The sequence below is a fragment of the Streptomyces sp. HUAS MG56 genome (assembly GCF_058673395.1).
Genome location: NZ_CM178722.1, coordinates 8,438,660 through 8,456,660, shown reverse-complemented (window position 1 = coordinate 8,456,660; position 18,001 = coordinate 8,438,660). Strand labels below are relative to the sequence as shown.

General features: G+C 71.9%; 12 protein-coding genes and 3 pseudogenes. 3 read left to right on the top strand and 12 right to left on the bottom strand.

Translation table 11 applies throughout. The annotated features are described in order from the left end of the window. Positions 1–13 precede the first annotated feature (13 nt). The 3 genes and pseudogenes from AC4OXY_RS39195 to AC4OXY_RS39185 all read right to left on the bottom strand — a co-directional run. Positions 14–985, bottom strand: coding sequence for a hypothetical protein (locus AC4OXY_RS39195; RefSeq protein WP_491992073.1), 972 nt, complete (start codon positions 983–985; stop codon positions 14–16). Positions 986–1,114: 129 nt separating this feature from the next. After that, positions 1,115–1,959: pseudogene (locus AC4OXY_RS39190) on the bottom strand (fumarylacetoacetate hydrolase family protein). 41 nt (positions 1,960–2,000) lie between these two features. Further along, positions 2,001–3,200: pseudogene (locus AC4OXY_RS39185) on the bottom strand ((Fe-S)-binding protein); the annotation flags it as partial. A gap of 272 nt (positions 3,201–3,472) precedes the next feature. Here AC4OXY_RS39185 and AC4OXY_RS39180 point away from each other — a divergent pair. Together AC4OXY_RS39180 and AC4OXY_RS39175 are read left to right on the top strand one after the other, a co-directional pair. Continuing rightward, on the top strand, positions 3,473–3,955 hold the full coding sequence (locus AC4OXY_RS39180; RefSeq protein ID WP_491992072.1) for an alpha/beta fold hydrolase: 483 nt from the start codon (positions 3,473–3,475) through the stop codon (positions 3,953–3,955). Positions 3,956–4,088: 133 nt separating this feature from the next. Continuing rightward, positions 4,089–4,349, top strand: coding sequence for an alpha/beta fold hydrolase (locus tag AC4OXY_RS39175; protein ID WP_491992071.1), 261 nt, complete (start codon positions 4,089–4,091; stop codon positions 4,347–4,349). A 17-nt stretch (positions 4,350–4,366) separates the two neighbouring features. On the opposite strand, the gene AC4OXY_RS39170 is transcribed toward AC4OXY_RS39175, so the two are convergent. The 7 genes from AC4OXY_RS39170 to AC4OXY_RS39140 all read right to left on the bottom strand — a co-directional run bounded on the left by AC4OXY_RS39170 (position 4,367) and on the right by AC4OXY_RS39140 (position 12,371). After that, positions 4,367–4,627 (bottom strand): hypothetical protein, encoded by a 261-nt coding sequence (locus tag AC4OXY_RS39170; protein WP_491992070.1) that lies wholly within the window; start codon positions 4,625–4,627, stop codon positions 4,367–4,369. Between the two features lie 23 nt (positions 4,628–4,650). After that, positions 4,651–5,115 carry a DUF5709 domain-containing protein gene (locus tag AC4OXY_RS39165; protein WP_491992069.1) on the bottom strand — a complete coding sequence of 155 codons (465 nt, stop codon included), beginning with the start codon at positions 5,113–5,115 and terminating at the stop codon, positions 4,651–4,653. Then, positions 5,112–6,038: a glyoxalase gene (locus AC4OXY_RS39160; RefSeq protein WP_491992068.1), complete on the bottom strand. Its 927-nt coding sequence runs from the start codon at positions 6,036–6,038 to the stop codon at positions 5,112–5,114. Before AC4OXY_RS39160 ends, AC4OXY_RS39165 begins: the two co-directional genes overlap by 4 nt. A gap of 117 nt (positions 6,039–6,155) precedes the next feature. Beyond that, complete coding sequence (locus tag AC4OXY_RS39155; protein ID WP_491992067.1) at positions 6,156–7,127, bottom strand: helix-turn-helix domain-containing protein; 972 nt, start codon at positions 7,125–7,127, stop codon at positions 6,156–6,158. Continuing rightward, positions 7,121–8,089 (bottom strand): AraC-like ligand-binding domain-containing protein, encoded by a 969-nt coding sequence (locus AC4OXY_RS39150; RefSeq protein ID WP_491992066.1) that lies wholly within the window; start codon positions 8,087–8,089, stop codon positions 7,121–7,123. Before AC4OXY_RS39150 ends, AC4OXY_RS39155 begins: the two co-directional genes overlap by 7 nt. Before the next feature lie 145 nt (positions 8,090–8,234). Beyond that, positions 8,235–9,221 carry an alpha/beta hydrolase gene (locus AC4OXY_RS39145; protein WP_491992065.1) on the bottom strand — a complete coding sequence of 329 codons (987 nt, stop codon included), beginning with the start codon at positions 9,219–9,221 and terminating at the stop codon, positions 8,235–8,237. A gap of 69 nt (positions 9,222–9,290) precedes the next feature. Continuing rightward, complete coding sequence (locus AC4OXY_RS39140; RefSeq protein ID WP_491992064.1) at positions 9,291–12,371, bottom strand: helix-turn-helix transcriptional regulator; 3,081 nt, start codon at positions 12,369–12,371, stop codon at positions 9,291–9,293. 199 nt (positions 12,372–12,570) lie between these two features. On the opposite strand from AC4OXY_RS39140, the gene AC4OXY_RS39135 reads away from it, so the two are divergent. Continuing rightward, positions 12,571–15,324, top strand: coding sequence for an ATP-binding protein (locus tag AC4OXY_RS39135; protein ID WP_491992063.1), 2,754 nt, complete (start codon positions 12,571–12,573; stop codon positions 15,322–15,324). A 111-nt stretch (positions 15,325–15,435) separates the two neighbouring features. Here AC4OXY_RS39135 and AC4OXY_RS39130 read toward each other — a convergent pair. Together AC4OXY_RS39130 and AC4OXY_RS39125 are read right to left on the bottom strand one after the other, a co-directional pair. Continuing rightward, a pseudogene (locus tag AC4OXY_RS39130) lies at positions 15,436–16,270 on the bottom strand (carbohydrate-binding protein); the annotation flags it as partial. A gap of 110 nt (positions 16,271–16,380) precedes the next feature. Beyond that, positions 16,381–17,982 (bottom strand): glycoside hydrolase family 13 protein, encoded by a 1,602-nt coding sequence (locus AC4OXY_RS39125; RefSeq protein ID WP_491992062.1) that lies wholly within the window; start codon positions 17,980–17,982, stop codon positions 16,381–16,383. Positions 17,983–18,001 lie beyond the last annotated feature (19 nt).

Here is an 18,001-nt window from a genome sequence, read left to right as displayed (position 1 = left end):
CAGCTCTCTTCCGCTACTTGCCGTGCTCGATGTGGATCGCGAGGACGTTGGGGTCGGTGTTCGTGAAGTACGCGCCGCTGGCGATGTACGCCGTGCCGCCGCGTACGGCGAGCGACGTCGGGTTCTCCAGCCCGTCGGCGGCGGTCAGCACGATGCTGTGGCTGCCGTCGGGCCTGACCAGGGCGACCTCGTTGTCCTTGTTGATCGCCGCGAGCAGGGAGTCGCCGGCGCCGGTGAAGTCGATGTCGTCGATGTCGACCAGTCCGGTGGCCCGGGTCTCGATGGGCCCGGCGCCGCCGTGGCACGTGAGGGGGATGCGCAGCACGGTGCCCTTGTCCAGGTTGGACACCCAGGCCGCACCGTTGTGGATCTTGATGCCGTTGGCCCCCAGGAATCCGGTGGGCTGCAGCTCGGGGGCGGCAGCCCACCGGGTGGGCGTGCCGCCCGCGACCGGCACCCGCCAGACGGTGCCGAGGACCGAGTCGGCGACGTACAGCTGGTTGCTGTGCCGGTCGAGGGCCAGGCCGTTGGGCAGGCCCTCGGCCGGAAGCGCGGCGATGCGCTGTGCGGCGTCCCCTGGGCGCAGGCGCCACACACCGGTCAGGTCGCTGGTACCCGTGGCGTACAGGAAGTACAGCGTCCCGTCGTGGGCACGGACGATGCCTCCGAGGAACGGCGAGGCCAGGGCCGGGGTGACGGACCCGGCCGGGGGCGCCGGCAGGGTCGCCAGGACGTGCACCCGGCCGTCGGGGGTGATGCGGGCGACCTGCCGGGAGTAAGCGAAGGTGACGCCCGCACCGCCGCCGGGCTCCAGGGCTATGTTCTCCGGCCGCTGCCCGTCGGTGATGTTCAGATGCGCGACGAAGTGTGCGTCCGACACCGGGCCGGAGGAGGCCCCCGCCGTGCCGGTGACGGTGAGGGTGAGGGCCGCCGCCACGGCCGTGGCCAGCAGGCCGGTCCGCGCCGCTCGTTCGTTTCTGGGCATGGTGATGTTCCTTTCGGACATGAGGACCCGACGTGTGTCAGGACTTGGGGTGTGTCAGGAGAGCTGACATGTGTGTCAGGACCTGACGCGTGTGTCAGGGCTTGGTGTGCCCGGCCCCGATATGTGTGCTCAGCCGGTGAACCGCTGGCGCAGTTCGCCGATGCCCTCGACGGAGCTGACCAGTTCGTCGCCGGGGGCGAGCCAGCGCTGCGGGGAGCGCCCGAGTCCGACGCCGGCCGGGGTGCCGGTGAAGATGAGGTCGCCGGGAAGCAGCGCGAGCACCCCGGACAGCTTGGCGATGAGGGAGGGAACGGAGAAGATGAGCTGCGCGGTGCGGCCGCGCTAAAACCTCCTCGCCGTTGACGGCGCAGGTCAGCTCCAGGTCGTCGGGGTCGTCGAACTCGTCCGGGGTCACCAGCCAGGGACCCGTCGGAGCGAAGCCCGGATAGGACTTGGCGAGCCCGAACCGCGGTGCCGGTCCTGCCATTTGGAGGACGCGTTCGGAGATGTCCTGGCCCACCGTCAGACCGGCGACATGACTCCAGGCGTCGGCTTCGGACACCTGGTACGCCCTGCTGCCGAGGACCACGACGAGTTCCACTTCCCAGTCGGTGTGGCCGCCCTGCGGCAGCGTCACCTCCGACACGGGTCCGGTGATGCTCGTCGGGAACTTGGTGAAGACCGGCGGCATGCCCTCGGGTGCCGTGAAGCCCGCCTCCGTGATGTGCTCCCGGTAGTTCAGACCGATGGCGAACACCTGGCGGGGCCTGGGTGCCGATGCGCCGAGGCCGGCGGGTTCGACGGGGACCCCACCGCCGGGTTCGGCCCCGTCGACCCAGTCGCGGAACTCCGTCCAACGGGAGTAGATCTCCTGCGGGTCGGAGGAGAACAGGCCGGCGCTGGCTTCCTGGACATCTACCGCCCCGTCGGCGGTGAGCAGAAACCAGCCGGCCGGCGAGATTGGCGATACGCAAGGCGCACTCCTGGTGCCGTAGAGAGTGGAAGGGGGGAGGGATCAGCGGCCCTGCGGCGGGCGGGTGGCGCGTTCCAGTGCCAGCAGCGCCGACTCGTAGGGGCGGCCGGTGACGTGCTGCATGCCGATCTCACAGGTGCGGTTGGCCGACAGATGCGCGTCGAACTCCAGGTGCCGCATAGAACAGGTGGGGTGCAGAACCGCGCTGCCGATCGGGTCGGTGACCTCCAGGTGCGGCAGCAGCTCGGTCGCGGCCCAGACGACCGAGTCCACGACGGTGAGTGCCCGGTGCCTTCGGCGGTTCTCCGGCGTCAGGTACGGTTCGGTCTCACGCCCGATGCCGAGTGCGCAGGACGACGCGTCCACGACGAGCGGCAGCCGTCCGCCGTCGGTCCACTCCCAGGCGCGCTCGACGACGCGGTTCGCCATGAGGGTGTTGCCTCCGTCGTACCCCTTGGAGTGCCAGATGGTCGCGCAGCAGGATCCGGCCAGGTCCGGCGGGATCCAGACCGGCCATCCGGCACGTCGGGAGACTTCGACGATCGCCTCCGGCAGCGATGGCCCGTCGCCCTCGCGCGGTCCCTCGAAGATCCGGTTGACGCAGGCCACGTAGTAGACGGCGACGGCGGCTCCCCGGTCCGTGGCAGGCAGCCGCGGGCTCGCGGCGGACGGCATGCCGGGCAGCCACTGCGGCATCAGGTCCGGCGAGACCACCTTGCGCAGCGCCGCGGTGACGCGCCCAAGGACCCGGTCGTCGACGTGGTCGGCGACGCCGAGCGCGGTCCGCACCGACGCTTCCACCATGGAGAACCGCCGTGCCACGCGAGCCGCGTTGCGCTCCTCCCGAGCCGAGTGCCGCTGGTGGCGGAACCTCTTCATCATGGCGCCGGTGTCGATGCCGACCGGACAGGCGATGGAGCAGGTCCAGTCACCGGCGCAGGCGTCGGCCGCGTCGTAGCCGTAGGACTCCAGCAGGCTGTCCATGACGGGCGATCCGGCGGGCTGACGCATCATCTCGCTCCGCAGCACGATCCGCTGACGTGGTGTGGTGGTGAGGTCCCTGCTCGGGCAGACCGGCTCGCAGAAGCCGCACTCGATGCAGGAGTCGGCGACGGCCTCGATCGTCGGGATGGTCTTGAGCCCCTGTGGGTGCGCCTCGGGGTCACGGCTCAGCACGACGCCGGACGCGAGTACCCCGGCCGGGTCGAACAGCTTCTTCACCCGCCACAGCAACACGGTCGCCGGCCGGGCCACGGGTGGCGTGCGGTCGCAGCTTTCCCGGTTCCGGATCGAGCAGTGCCATGGATATCTCCGTCATGATTCAGGAATGACACCGGCCTGCGGCAGCGGCGGGTTGCCACCGGAGTTTATGCGGACGTGAAGTGTTCGGCGCGGACCCGTGCACTACGAGAACGCATCCGGTACATTCTGAGAAAAGCGGCACCGGCGAGGGTCGATAGGTTTTCCGCGGATCAATGGACGGCAGGGAAATTCGACCTCCCGAGTGAGAGGCCATGACAGTAGAACTCGTCGGCATCACCCACCACACCGCCGAGCTCAACGGCATCAGGCAGCACTGGGTGAGCGCCGGGCAGGGACCGCCGGTCTACCTGCTGCACGGCTTCCCCGAAACCTGGCACGGCTGGCGCAAGCAGATTCCGGTGCTCGCCGAGCGGTTCACCGTGATCGCGCCGGATCTGCGCGGCTACAGCGACACGGACAAGCCCGCCGGCGGATACGACAAGCGGACGATGGCCCGGGACGTCGTCGCGTTGATGGACCACCTCGGCCATCGGCGTATCGCGCTGATCGGCCACGACCGCGGCGCGCGCGTGGGCACCGGTTCGCCAAGGACCACCGTGACCGGATCGACCGGTTCGCGGCCCTGGACAACATCCCCACCCGGATCATCGCCGAGACCTACGACGTGCGGCTCGCCCGGCAGGGGTACTGGTTCTTCACCTTCCTCAGCGTGCCCGACCTTCCCGAGGCGCTGATCGCCGACCGCGAGGAGGTCTGGCTCACCCACTTCTACCGGAGCTGGTCGTACGACCCCGGCATGCTGCCGCCGGAGGAGATCGCGGTCTACGTGCGCGCCTATCAGCAGCCGGGGGCGGACGGGGGTCCTGCATGGACTACCGGGCGGCGGCCGAGGACGTCGCGCAGGACACCGAGGACGCCGACCGGCTCATCGACTGCCCGGTGCTGACCATGTGGGGCGAGGAGTTCAGCGCCGTCGGGCAGGCCTACGACGTCCTGGACGTCTGGAAGGGGCTGGCGCACAACGTGCGGGGCGTACCCATCCCCAGGTGCGGGCACCTGTGCCAGGAGGAACGCCCTGACGTCGTCAACGCGGAACTGCTGGACTTTCTCGCCGACTGGAGCGGTTGAGTCGGCGGGTCAATAGGTCAACGCGGCTCAACACCGAGATCCGTGTCGACGTCATAACCGAGTTCGGCCTGGCCGGCCGTGGGATGCGCGACATCGGCCGCCAGGTTGAACGCCGCCCCGTCGATCGCGTCCTCGAACGCGGACTCCTCACGCTCGGCCTGAACGCGCCGATGGTGCTCGGTCACCTTTTCCACGAAGTTCCGAATATGCGGGTGACGGTCGACGGAATTCGACTCTGCGGCGTTCGGATCTGCGGAATTCGACTCCTCGGCGTTCATACAGCGCTCCTCCTTTTGAGGTATCAGTAGGTCTCGGAATCGGGAATCACATGCATCGCGGCCTCCTCCGCCGACGCGCCGGCGCCGTCCGGGCCGATGTCGGACGCGAACAGGTCGGACTCGGTGGTCTCGTGGCTGCCCTCGTCCGGTGCGACCAGGCGTCCGGCGCGCTCGTCGCCGACCTCCAGGTCGACGGGCTCCCCGGCCATGCCCCAGGTGTCGCCTATACCGTCGCCCTCCGGGACACCGATGTCAGGGACCTCTTCGGCGAGGCGCTCGTCCAGGCTCTCTCCGCGCCACCGCTCGGACGCCGTGACTCCCGTGTGCTGCACACCCCAGGGCCGTTCCGGGGGCGAGTAGCCCTCGTCCAGGGGGTCGTAGCCGGCCCGAGGGTCGAGGGTGTCCGAGGCGTCCAGCAGGCCGGCGTCGTCCTGCACCTCGGACCCGTCCGGCTGGTAGACGTCATCCCCCCTCGCCTCGTCGATCACCTGTGATCACTGTCCTGGTGCAGTTCGGCCACATAGCCGCCGGGGAACTGCACCATGGCGTCGGAGCAGCCCCGGGCGGTGTACGGGCCCCACAGCACCTGCGCGCCCGCCGCCTCGGCCTTGCGCAACGTCACGGCGAGATCCTGCACCGCGTAGCCGGTGGTCTCCCGCCCGAACGGGTAGGGAAGGTGGCCGTCGGTGACGCTCACGACCGTGTTGCCGAACCCGGAGCGGATGACGATACGGCGATACGTCTCCTGGGGCAGACCGATGTCGCCGCCGTTCGCCGACCGGCGGTCCGAGACGATACGGCCCCCGGTGAACCGCAGGTAGGAGCCGAGGAACCCGTCCACCGAGTCGGGCGTCAGGTAGACCCGGTTGTCCGGCACGAACTGAAGGGGCTTGTACGACGGCGCCTTGGTGTGCCAGTACAGCTGGGCGTTGACGCCGCCCGGGAACTGGACGACCGCGTCCCGCCCGATCGGGTCGTCGAAGGGCGCCACGACCAGCTGTGCGCCGCTCTGCCGGGCCAGTCGGACACCCTTGTCGAAGTCGCTCATCAGCCAGCCCGTCCGTTCGGTGCCGAACGGGTACGGGACGGGCGTCTTGAAGTCGAAGACGGACAGGGTGCCGACGGGCGACATCACCAGTTCCGACTCGGTCCTGCTGGGCGTCGGCGTGACGGTCGTGAGGACCTTCGCCGTGTGGGTCCCGCCGAAGGTCGCACCCCAGCTGGCGACGAACGCGTCCACCTTGCCGGGGGTGACGTAGACGTGCGTGGTGTCGTACTGGGGACCCACCGCCGTGGTCGAGGCCGACGCGGCGGCCGCCCCGTCCTGAGCCGAGGACGGCGCCCCGGATCCGACCACGCTCAGTGCCACCATGACAGCGGGCAGTACGCACGCCATCGCCCTGCGCTTCATTGTTTCTGTTCCTTTCCGCCGGAGCCGTACGCATCGAAAACTAGGCACCGAGCGCGGGAGCGGTCATGCCGACAGCGCCCCGGGTCTTGCCTTTCCGGGAACAGTGCCGGCCGGACGTCAGGTCCCCGTGTGCACACCGCGCCACTGCACCGGCGACATCCCGTACATCTCGCGGAACGTCCGACTGAAGTGGGAGGGGTTGGTGAAACCCCAGCGGGCGGCCACCGCCGCGATCGACCGGTGCGCCGCGCCGGTCTGGGCCAGCTCTTCCCGCGCCGCCTCGAGCCGTCGGGTGCGCACCCAGGCGTTGACCGTGGTGCCCTGGAGCTGGAAGATCCGGTGCAGGTAGCGCAGGGAGATGCTGTGTTGATCGGCGATGTCCTGGGGGGTGAGTCCGGGATCCTGGAGCCGGTCCTGGACGGATGCGGTGATCCGCTCCCACAGCGCCGGCGCGGGCCGGCCGCTTACCTGCTCCAGGGCCAGGGTGGCCAGGATCTCCGCCGCGATGCGGGCGAGGTCGTCGCGTCGGGTCGCGTCCGCCCGGACGACCTCGTCGACGAGCCCGTGCAGCAGCGGCATCAGCAGCGCCGCCGCTCCGCCCCCGGTGTCGTCCACCGCGGTCGCCGTCAGCGCGGACAGCTGCCCTTCCTCCAGCCGGAGCAGGGCGCGGGGCAGCATGAGGACCCTGGCTCGCTGCGGCTGGGGCAGCACGATCCGGTAGGGGCGCCGCGCGTCGTGGAACGCCACTCGGCCGGGGCGGAGTTCGGCGGTGCGGCCGTCCTGGAAGAGCAGCGCGGTGCCGTGGAGTTGGAGACGCACCAGGATGTGGGTGCTCGGGTCGGCGGCCACCGAGCGGGCGCTGCGCAGGATCGTGCCCGGGCCGAACTCCTCGGTGGCGATCTGGAGTGCGCCGAGGCGCTCGGCGGTCAGCTCGGCCGTCCAGGGGCGGCCGCTCTCCACGGCGACCTCGAGACCCACGAAGACCTGGGACAGCGCGCGTTCCCACGCGGCGACACGATCCCTGGGAGCAAGGCTCCGAGCGGAGAAGGACACCCCCTGGCCCGGGGTGGTCAGCGATGCGGTCAGCACAGGACATCTCCCCTCACGCGGCTCGCGCGCTCCCGGTCGAGCCAGTCGGTGGGAGACAGGCCGAACGAACTGCGGAAGGCCCTGCTGAACCGGGCGGGGCTGCTGAAACCCCAGCGTCGCGCGACCTGGCCCAGGCTGGCGGATCCCGGTGCCCGTACGGCGAGTTCTCTGCGGCACTCATCCAGGCGCAGTTCGCGTATCCACTGGCACACGGTGGTGTCCTCCGCCTCGAACAGCCGGTGCAGATAGCGGACGGAGATGCCGTGGGCATCGGCGACGGCCCGCGGAGTCAGGCTGGAATCCGCCAGGTGCCAGCGGATGAAGGCCTTGATCCGCAAGAGCAGGACCCCGTCGGCACCGGGCAGCGAACCGGGATCCCCGCCCAGTTGGTCCACGGCCGTGGCCGCCATCAGTCCGATGACGCCCTCGGCCAGTCTCTCGGCCACCGGCGTCGCGTATGCCTCGGAGGTGTCCGCCAGCCGTTCCAGCATCGGGGTGAGCAGGGCGGTCACACCGCCGTTCGGACGCACGGCCCGCGCGGTGAGCCGGCGCAGATCTGCCTCCGACCGTCCGAGCAGGTCCCGCGGGACCGCGAAGATCTTCAACCGGAAACGTTCCGGGAAGGTCGTGCGGAAGGGCCGGACAGTCTCGAAGAATCCGATGTCGCCGGCCCGCAACTCGGTGGTACGGCCGTCCTGTTCGACCTGGGCCCGGCCGGTGCTCTGCAGCGCCACGAAGACGTCCCGCCCGTCACCGCGGGCGATGAAGCGCGGTGAGCGGTGCACCCGGCCCGGATCGCACTCCACCGTGATGATCCGCAGGCCGCCGAGGTGATCGGTGCGCATGGCCGCGTCATAGGTACGGCCGTCGGTGGCGATCTCCATCCCGACCAGGGTCGCGAGCACGGCGTCGTGCCAGAAGTCCAGGCTCTCGCGCGGCGGAACCGAGCGGGTGCTCAGCACCTGGGCTCGCGGACTCGGGAAGGGGCCCGGACACCGGCGTCTGTTTTCGAGGGAGCCGATCACGGTTGGCATGCCGTGAGCATGGTGCGGCGGTGCCGGCCGGTGCATCAGTCGGTCGACTGGTCACCGGCCCGTTCCGCGCGCTTCAGCGCAAACGGGCACTCAGAAAGGCGCAACCGGTCACGAGGGCTGCCCGAGTGGGCGCGCTGTCGTGCAGGGCGTGCAGGGCCACGAAGTCGTGGACCGTGCCGAGGAACCGTACGGCGGACGCCTCGACCCCGGCCTTGCACAGATTCCGCGCGTACTGCTCGCCCTCGTCCCGGGCCACATCGGCCTCGGCTGTGACGACCAGCGCCGGCGGCAGCCCTGCCAGGTCCTCGGCGCAGGCCCGCAGCGGGGACGCGGTGGGCTCGTCGTGCAGGGCCGGGTCCGTGACGTAGCGCGCCCAGTACGCGCGCAGGGCACGGCGGGTGAGAAGGTATCCGGTGGCGAACTGCCGTTGCGAGGGGCTGTCGCAGCGGGAGTCGGTGAGTGGGTAGTAGAGCAGCTGTGCGCTGAGCCGTGGCCCGCCCCGGGACTTCGCCAGCATGGTCACGGCGGCGGCCAGCGTGGCACCGGCGCAGTCGCCCGCCACGGCCACCCGGCCCCCGTCCAGGCCGAGTTCGTCGGCCCGGGAGACGGCCCAGTCCAGCAGCCCGTAGCACTCCTCCAGCGCCACGGGGAAGCGGACCTCGGGGGTGCGGCTGTACTCGGGGACGACGGCGCACACCTCCGCGCCCCTGACGAGTTCGCTGATGAGACGGGCATGGGTCTGCGCGTCGCCCAGTGTCCACCGGCCGCCGTGCAGGTACAGGAGGGTGGGGAGCGGGCCGGTCGATGCGGCCGGGCGGACGGTCCAGAATCCGAGCAGCCCGGACGGGCCGACCGGTGCCACGCGGTAGACCGCGTCCACGCCGAAGTCCTCGAACCGGTCGACCTGGGCCTCCCGGAGCGCCTGCCGCGCCGTGTCGGGGCCGAGGTCGTCGAGGGACGGGGGCACGGCGGACGCGGTGACGAGCCGCCGCACCGCGGGGTCGAGGACGACGGCCGCGCGCGAGTCGCCGCCCGGCCGGCCCCCGGGGGCTCTGCGCATCACGCACTCTCCTCTGGCTGGGCGGCACCGCTCGTCGGTGGGTTCATATGGAACCGGCCGGACCCTGCCTCACCTGTCCTGGAGGAGGTCGCGCAGTTGCTGGCGGCGGCTGACACCGAGCTTCGGGTAGACGTTGTACAGGTGGGAGCCCACGGTACGGGGCGAGAGGAAGAGCTGTTCACCGATCTCACGATTCGAAAGGCCGCGCGCGGCCAGCAGGACGATCTGCCGCTGCTGTGCCGTCAGTTGCTCCAGCAGACCTGAGGTGTGGGGGGTGGGCGCGGCTCCGCTGGCGCGCAGTTCGCGGCCGGCGGCCGCGGCGAGGGCGCCCGCGCCGAGGCGTTCGGCGGTTTCCCGCGCGGTGGTCAGCTGCTGACGCGCCTCGCGTGTGCGGCGGCAACGCCGCAGCCAGATGCCGTAGTTGAGGCGGACGTGGGCACGTTCCCACGGCCACCGGTCCGCCTCGTGGTTGACCAGGGCGAGGTGGAAGTGCTGCTCGGCGTCCTCGTCCGGGTCGACCAGGGCGGTGGCATGGTGCAGGAGCAGCGTCATCCTGGTGCTCGGGCGATCCCCCTGCTCCGCCCGGACACGCGCCAGGACCGCAACAGCCTCGGCCGTGCGGCCGGTGCGCTGGGCCGCGACCGCGAGTTCGGCGATGCTCCGGGGCGACAGGACGGGGTGCAACGGCTCGCCGTCGCCGGTGAACATGTCGCGCAGGTGCCGCCAGGCGCCGTCCCAGTCCCCGAGCGTGATGGAGGCGAGTCCTCGGGCGCGCAGCATGCGTGCGTGGGTGGCCCGGTTCTCGTCCAGGCAGACGGCGCGCCAGACCGAGGGGGTGAGCCAGGGCTCCGGCGGGACGGTTCCGCGCAGCGCCTGCAAGGCCAGGGCCTGTGTCTGGAGATCCGCCTGGAGGCGTGACAGCCGCAGCACCACGGACTCGGCCGTGGCCTCGCGGACCAGGTCCTCGGCCTCGGTGAACCATCCGATACCCACGAGGGTGTCCACGAGGGCGAGGACGGTCCAGCCGCGGATGCCGAAGGCACGGGCGGTGCGGAGCTGGGCGTCGCTCTCGCGGAACTGTCCCAGGTGCACGTCCGCCTCGTCCGCGAGGTAGGCGGCCGAGAGGAATGCCGTACGGCAGGCCGGCGTCTCCAGGCCGTCCAGCGGCGCCCCGTACGCACGGCCGAGGCTCGCCGGCGATCTTGTCGCGGCCTGCGGCCGGACCACGGCGGTGACCAGCGCGTCCAGAGCCTGCTGGGTGTCCGGCCGGCCCAGGCGGCTCAGCGGCCCGGTCACCGGGGGCCGGGGCCGGTCGACACCGCCGGCCTCCCGGGCACGGTCCGCGTCCCGGCCACCACCGGCCACCGAGGCACTGCCGGCGTCCCGGCCACCACTGGCCGCCCGAGCACCGGCTGCGTCCCAGCCACCACCGATCTGCCGGCCGCCGTCAGCCCCCCGGCCACCGTCGGCCACCGACGCACTGCCAGGCACCCGGACACTGCCGACCTCCTGGCCACCACCCGCCACGCAAGCACCGTCGACCCCCCGGCCACCACCAGCCACCCGGGCACGGTCGAGCAGCGTAGACAGGCCGGTCCGGTGTTCCGGCAGGCCGGACTGGACGGCGATGCCCGCCGCCACCGCCGTCAGGCCGAGCGCGACGGACGGGCCGACCGACGGAAAGTGCTCCGAGGCGTCGACCAGAAGGTCGAAGGCCTCCCGCTGCGGTGACTCCAGTGACAGCATCGAGGCCAGGGCACCAGCCGCCGCGCAGGCGAGTTCCGGATCCCCCGAGTCCTGCACGAACCGGCCGTAGAGCTCCCTCACCCAGCCGGGGTCTCCCACCGCATGCGCGGCCACCAGGGCTTCGGTCAGCCGTCGTGCGCGGTCCCGCGGCTGCGGACTGAGCCGGGCGGCCTGCTCCAGGGCGCTCGCAGTGCCTACGACGTCCCCGTGCCGCCAGGCGGAGTCCTCGAGCGCGGCGGCCACGGGCTCGTTGGTCCGCAAGGTGGCCCGGGCCAGGTGACGGGCTCTGCTCTCCGGCTGTGTGACGGCCTCGGCGAGGTCCAGATGGGCCCGCTGCCGGTCGCCCGCCAGGTGCCGCGAGAACGCGGCCGACCGCGCCAGCGGATGTCGGAACACGAGGCGGTCCTCAATCAGCGAGACCAGACCGGCAGCCTCCGCCGGGGCCCACACCGCGAGGTCGTCGGTGTCCAGGGCGGCCATGAGGGCGGCGACGCTCTCCCCCGGCCCGGCGGCCGCGGCATACAGCAGGGCCCGTCCTGTCTCGGGGGGCAGCGCGTCGAGTCGCGCCGCGAAGGCGTGTGCCGTCGTCGGGCGCCGCGCGGGGGCACTGCCGGCGCTTCCCGCTCGGAAGGCGGTGGACGCACGGCGGCTCAGCTCCACCAGGGCCAAGGGGTTGCCTTCGGCTTCCTCCAGGATCTCCAGCCTGCGCCGGCCGGTGGGCGCGGCCGGCTGCCGGTCCAGCAGCGCGGCGGCCGAGAGCAGGCTCATCGGACCCAGATGGAGCGTCTCCACACCGGGGGGCAGGCCCGGCGGCGGCGTCTCGCCGCGTGCAGTGAACAGCAGCCTGACCGGGCGGCCGGACAGGAGCCGGATGCCCGCGCAGAGCGCGTCGACGAAGGCACGGTCGCAGGCGTGGATGTCGTCCACGCACACCAGTACCGGCCGGAGCGTGGCGAGCCGGTCCAGCAAGGCCAGCAACGCGGCCTGCATCTGTCCGTCGTCCGGCGCTTCGTCCGGCCCGCCGCCGTGGGAGGCGGGGTTCATGGCGGCGCACAGCACCTGTCCGTGTACGGGGGGCAGGTGCGGCAACTCGTCCAGGACCGGCACCAGCAGCTGCTGCAGACAGGCGCGGGCATGCCGTCGGTCCGCGGCCCAGCCCTGCGCCGACAGGACGAGCATGCCGTCGCCGGTGGCCAGTTCCCCGGCGTGGTGGAGCAAGGTCGTACGACCGATCCCCTCCTCCCCGAGGAGCAGCAGCGCCTGGGGGCCGCCGGGCTGTCCCGTCACGCACCGCAGGATCCGCTCGATCTCACCGTCCCGACCCAGGGGACGTGACGCCGCCGTACGGCAGGTGCGGCGAACGGCTTCCTCGCCGGCCGCCGCTCGGGATGGGTGGACCGTCATGCACATACTCCGGACCTGCTCGGCTGCCCACGGCTGTGGGCATCTTCCCTGGCCGGGTACATCATCGGGGAATCGAGGTCGCGACGCTTCTGTCACATGACCGGTCGTCCGCCGATTCCGGTGACGGTCCGAACATATGCGGACGGCCGTGGCTGACAGGATGACCGAAGTCATGATCACCGGCTGGAGGAGTACGACGATGGTGCACGTGGGTCCCGGCTACCCCGCCGATCCGGGCATCCTCGGCAGGTCCGCCGAGCTGGCCCGCATCGACGGGCTGCTCGGGGCGGTGGACGGCACCGGTCCGCAGGTGCTGGTGCTGACCGGGGAGCCGGGAGCGGGCAAGAGTACCCTCGTCGACCGGGCGGCCGAGCAGGGCAGGGCCGACGGGCTGCGGATCCTGCGGGTGCGGGGCAGCGAGGGCGAGGCCGGACTGGGGCTCTCGGGTGTCCATCAGCTCCTGCACCCGCTACTGCCCGGCGACACACTGCCCGCCCGGCAACGGGAGGCTCTCGACCGCGCCTTCGGGCTGACGACGGCGCCGGACGAGGCAGCTCTCGACCAGCTGTCGCTGTGCGTCGGTGTGCTCGCCCTCATCGACGACGCCGCCGCGCGCCAGCCGCTGCTCCTGCTGGTGGACGACGCCCAGTGGCTGGATCTCGGCTCGGTGGACGTGCTGGGCTTCCTCGCCCGGCGCCTGGAGGGCAAGCCGGTGGTGCTGCTGCTCGCCGCCCGCGAGGACGCCGTGCCGGCCCGCTTCGACCGGGACTTCCCGCAGGTGAACGTGGGCCCGCTGACCAGGGCGGCGGCGGGTCTGCTGCTGGACGCCCAGCCGGACCCGCCCCGTGGCAGGGCCCGTACCCAGATCCTTCAGCAGGCCGCCGGCAACCCGCTGGCCCTGATCGAGCTGTCCCGGGGCCGGACCGGCTCGGGCCAGGACGGCGGCGCAGCCCTGCCGCTCACCGCACGTCTGGAGAAGCTGTTCGCCGCCGACCTGCCCGGGCTGCCCGAGTCGACGCGCGAGGCACTCCTCCTGGTCGCCGCGGCGGGCACCGGACACCTGGCCGACCTCCTGCGCGCCGCCCCCGCGCTGGACGTCGTCGAGGCGCTGGCTCCCGCCGAGCGCGTCGGCCTGGTGCGGATCGAGAACGGCCAGGTCCTGCTGCGCCACCCGCTGGTCCGCTCGGCCGTCTACCAGTCGGCCTCCTTCGCCGAGCGCCGTCAGGCCCACCTCGCCCTGGCCTCCGCTCTCGCCGGGGAACCGGACCGCCGCGCCTGGCACCTGGCCGCCGCCGCGACGGGTCAGGACGCGGACGTCGCCGACGCCCTGGCGGAGAGTGCCGAGCGGGCGCGTGCCCGGGGCGGGTACGCGGCGGCCGCGGCGGCACTGGAACGCGCCGCTCAGCTGACCCCGGGGCCACAACTGCGTGCCCGGCGCCTGCTGATGGCCGCGCAGGCCGCCATGTTCGCCGGTCATCCGCAGTGGGTCGGCGAGCTCAGCGGCCGGGTCGGCGACCTGACCGGGGACGCGCGGCTACGGGCGGAGGCCTCTCTTCTGGGCGGGTGGGCCCTGGGTGTGACGCTCCGTCATGAGGAGGCGCTGGCGCTGCTGTTCGCCGTGGCCGAAGCCGCCGCCACCTCGGCACCGGACCTGGCGCTGGGCACCCTGGCCACCGCCGCGACGTCCGTCTACAACTCCGGGGCGGCGTTCCACCGGGCCGAACTGCGGCGGATCGGCGCCCTGATCGACGAACCCGGCGATTCCGCCGCCCTCGTCTGGTCCCAGGCAGCCGTCGACCCGTACCGGGGGCGGGCGGGCCTGCTCGGGCTGTGGAAGTACGCGCTGGCCACCATGTCACCAGGGTCCCTGGGAGACCTCACGTCGCTCGGGGGCACGGCCTGGATCCTGGACGAGACCGAGCAGGCCGTCCGCCTTCTCCGGCAGACCATGGACGTCATACGCCGGGCCGGCAGCGCCGGCACGAACGCGACCGTCACGCAGGCGCTCGCCCTCGCCCTGTTCGAAAGCGGTTCGTGGACGGCGGCCCAGGACGCCGCGGACGAGGCGTTCTGGATGGCGACCGAAGCGGGAGCCGACAACGTGACCCTGGGCTCCTGTCTCCTCCAGGCCACCCTGCGCGCGCTGCGGGGCGACCACAGGACCGCGCGGACGCAGGCCATGGAAGCCGTGCGCGGCGTCGACCTGCGCAGGTCTCTGAGCCTCCAGGTCCGGCACCGACACGCCCTGGCCATGGCCGCGTTCGTCGCCGGGGACCACGCCGACGCCTACGAGCAGCTGCGTGCGTCCTTCACCCGCGACTTCCGCCCCGCTCCCGTCCATTACCACGCCTCCGCCTACTACCTGGGCGACCTGGCCGCCGCGGCGGTCCGCGCCGGACGGACGGACGACGCGCGCACGGTGGTCGACGCCGTCGAGCACAGCCTGGAATCCGACCGGTCCCCGCGACTGGCCGCGGTCCTCCACCGGGCCGCCGCCCTGCTGAGCGAGCCTGAGAAGGCCGAGGACCACTTCCGGGCCGCCCTCGCCGACGCCGCCACCGACTGCTGGCCCTTCGAGAAGGCACTCACCCGACTCGACTTCGGCGAGTGGCTGCGCAGGCGCCGCCGCAGCGCCGAGGCACGCCCGTACCTCAATGCGGCACTGGAGTGCTTCCAGCGGCTCGACGCCCGGCCCTGGACCGATCGCGCCGCCGCGGAACTGCGGGCGGCGGGAGCCCCGACGGCAGCGGGGGGTGCGGCGGGCGAACTCACCGCGCAGGAACGACAGATCGCCGAACTGGCCGCCCAGGGCCTGACCAACCGCGACATCGCGGGCCGCCTGTACCTCTCCCCCCGCACCGTCGGCTACCACCTGCACAAGATCTTCCCCAAGCTGGGCGTCAGCGCCAGGGCCCAGCTCCGCGACGCCCTGGCCCAGGACCCACCGCATTGAGGGGACGCGGGGCGAACGCGGGCCCAGGGACCTCACCCGGCCAAGACCTGTCGGAAACGAAGTTTCCCCATGTCCGACGTCACGACCGACAACAAAGTGGAAGGACCCGCAGTTGTTGACGCTGACCGCACCGACGTTGCGGGCCTGCACGTCCTCGAAACTCGCCGACCCCGCGGCGCGGGCGCTCACCACGGACGTGCCCGTACCGTCGACTCTGATGTCCTTGAAGTGCACGTTGGTGAACGAGTACTTGTCCTTGACCGGCCAGTCGGCGACGAACATCACCGTGTTGTAAGTGTTGTCGAGGAAGGAGTCGCCCACCACCTCGACGTCCGCGCTGATGTCCTTCTCCAGGGCGTAGAGCCAGATCGCCCCGAGCCCGATGTTCCAGTTGAGCTCGTAGGCACCCTCGATCGTGATGTCGTCGACGATGATGTGACGGTTGACCTGCTACGTCCCCGGAGGGATGCAGACCTTCAGGTGCGCCCGTCCGGCGAAGGCGATGGCCTTGTCGACCGCGTCGGCGGAGTCGGGAGCCCATCAGGTCGATCACGGTGCTCGCGGCCTCGCTGCGCTGCGGCACGCGCAGCCGGATGTGTGCACCGGCCGGATAGGTACGGCCGAGCAACAGCCGCTGCTCGTCGTAGAAGTGGTTCGGCCGGAACGGCTTGGGAATCACCGGGGCCGGGGTGGTGTCGCCTGGGACGCAGCCGCACTCGGTGATCCACCAGTCGGGGTGCAGCAGGTCGGCGGTGGGGTCGTTGCTGAACGGATACTGGTTGTACAGCCAGGCGTACTGCGAAGTCAGTGTCATGGTGCTGCGGTGGCGTCCGTTCACGGTGACGTCGGGCGGGGCGGTGATCCCGCCGCCGGTCGGGGCGTCCGGGAGGCTGTAGCGCACAGTGATGGCGTTGGCGGCACGCGGCAGCGTGAACTCGACGTACTGGCGCTGTGGTGGAAGGCGATGGATCCTCGCGGGAGCTGTGGGAAGGGGCGGGCCGTGCCGCCCACTTCCATGAGCGGCACGGCCCGGGTGCGGTCGGTGCCGCGTCCGGGTCAGGGCAGGCGCAGCCAGACCGCGGAATCGGTGGGCAGTTGCCCGGCCTTCAGCGGTGCACTGCTCAGCAGGACCTGCCGGTGCGGTGGCAGCGGTGCCGGCTCCGAGCCCAGGTTGACGACGCAGCCGAAGCCGGGGTCGCGGGTGAAGGAGAGGACCTGGGGGCCGCTGGGAAGCCAGGTCACCTGCCCGTCGCCGAGGGCGGTCTCGCTCCGGCGCAGGCACAGCGCTGTGCGGTACAGGCTCAGCGTGCTGTCCCGGTCCGCCACCTGCTGCTCCGCCGTCATCGCCGACCAGTGCCGAGGCTGGGGCAGCCAGGGCTGAGTGCCCTCGGGGCCGAAGCCGAACGGCGGGGCGTCGCCGCTCCACGGCAGCGGCACGCGGCAGCCGTCCCGGCCGGGGTCGGCTCCCGCGGTGCGGTGGAACATCGGGTCCTCGATGACCGAGTGCGGCAGGTCCTCGACCTCGGGCAGGCCGAGTTCCTCGCCCTGGTAGAGGTAGACGGAGCCGGGCAGGGCCAGGCTCAGCAGCGCTGCCGCCCGGGCGCGCCGCGTGCCCAGTGCGAGGTCGGTGGGGGTGCCGTGGGCCTTGGCCGCGAAGTCGAAGCCGGTGTCGGCGCGGCCGTAGCGGGTGACGGTCCGGGTCACGTCGTGGTTGGCCAGCACCCAGGTGGCGGGCGCGCCGACGGGCGTGTGTACGGCCAGTGTGGTCGTGATCGTCTCGCGCAGCCGCGCGGCGTCCCAAGGGCAGGTGAGAAAGCCGAAGTTGAAGGCGGTGTGGAGTTCGTCCGGGCGCAGGTAGCGGGCGAAGCGCTCGGGGTCGGGCAGCCAGACCTCGCCGATCAGGGCGCGCGGCGGGGTGTAGGACTCGGCGACCTTGCGCCAGTCCCGGTACACGTCGTGGATCTCGTCGCGGTCCAGGTAGGGATGTGGGTCCGCGCCGTCCACCAGGTCGGGAAGCGCCGGGTCCTTGATGACCTCGGCGGCGGAGTCGATGCGGACGCCGGCCGCGCCCCGGTCGAACCAGAAGCGCAGCACCTCCTCGTGCTCCCGGCGCACCTCGGGGTGCTGCCAGTTCAGGTCGGGCTGGGCGGAGGCGAAGCGGTGCAGGTACCACTGGCCGTCCGGCACGCGGGTCCAGGCGCTGCCACCGAACTGCGACGTCCAGTTGTTGGGGGGAAGTTCGCCCCGCTCGCCTCTGCCCTCACGGAACCAGAACCGATCGCGCTCCGGCGAGCCGGGGCCTGCGGCGAGCGCGTCCTGGAACCAGCGGTGCCGGTCGGAGACGTGGTTGGGAACGATGTCGACGATGGTGCGGATACCCGACGCGAGTGCCTCGGAGATCAGCTTCTCGGCCTCCCCCAGGCTGCCGAAGGCCGGGTGGATGGCCCGGTAGTCGGCCACGTCGTAGCCGCCGTCGGCCATCGGTGAGGCGTACCAGGGGGTGAACCAGAGCGCGTCGACACCGAGTTCGGCGAGATACGGCAGCCGGGACCGGACGCCCGCCAGGTCGCCCACCCCGTCGCCGTCCGCGTCGGCGAAGCTGCGCACGTAGATCTGGTAGATCGCGGCGCCACGCCACCACTCGTGGGGTTGGTGCACGGTAGAAGTCTCCTCGGGA

Coding starts and splice junctions, on each gene's coding strand:
- AC4OXY_RS39195 (WP_491992073.1), bottom strand. CDS start 985: ATGCCCAGAAACGAACGAGCGGCGCGGACCGGCCTGCTGGCCACGGCC.
- AC4OXY_RS39180 (WP_491992072.1), top strand. CDS start 3,473: ATGACAGTAGAACTCGTCGGCATCACCCACCACACCGCCGAGCTCAAC.
- AC4OXY_RS39175 (WP_491992071.1), top strand. CDS start 4,089: ATGGACTACCGGGCGGCGGCCGAGGACGTCGCGCAGGACACCGAGGAC.
- AC4OXY_RS39170 (WP_491992070.1), bottom strand. CDS start 4,627: ATGAACGCCGAGGAGTCGAATTCCGCAGATCCGAACGCCGCAGAGTCG.
- AC4OXY_RS39160 (WP_491992068.1), bottom strand. CDS start 6,038: ATGAAGCGCAGGGCGATGGCGTGCGTACTGCCCGCTGTCATGGTGGCA.
- AC4OXY_RS39145 (WP_491992065.1), bottom strand. CDS start 9,221: ATGCGCAGAGCCCCCGGGGGCCGGCCGGGCGGCGACTCGCGCGCGGCC.
- AC4OXY_RS39140 (WP_491992064.1), bottom strand. CDS start 12,371: ATGACGGTCCACCCATCCCGAGCGGCGGCCGGCGAGGAAGCCGTTCGC.
- AC4OXY_RS39135 (WP_491992063.1), top strand. CDS start 12,571: ATGGTGCACGTGGGTCCCGGCTACCCCGCCGATCCGGGCATCCTCGGC.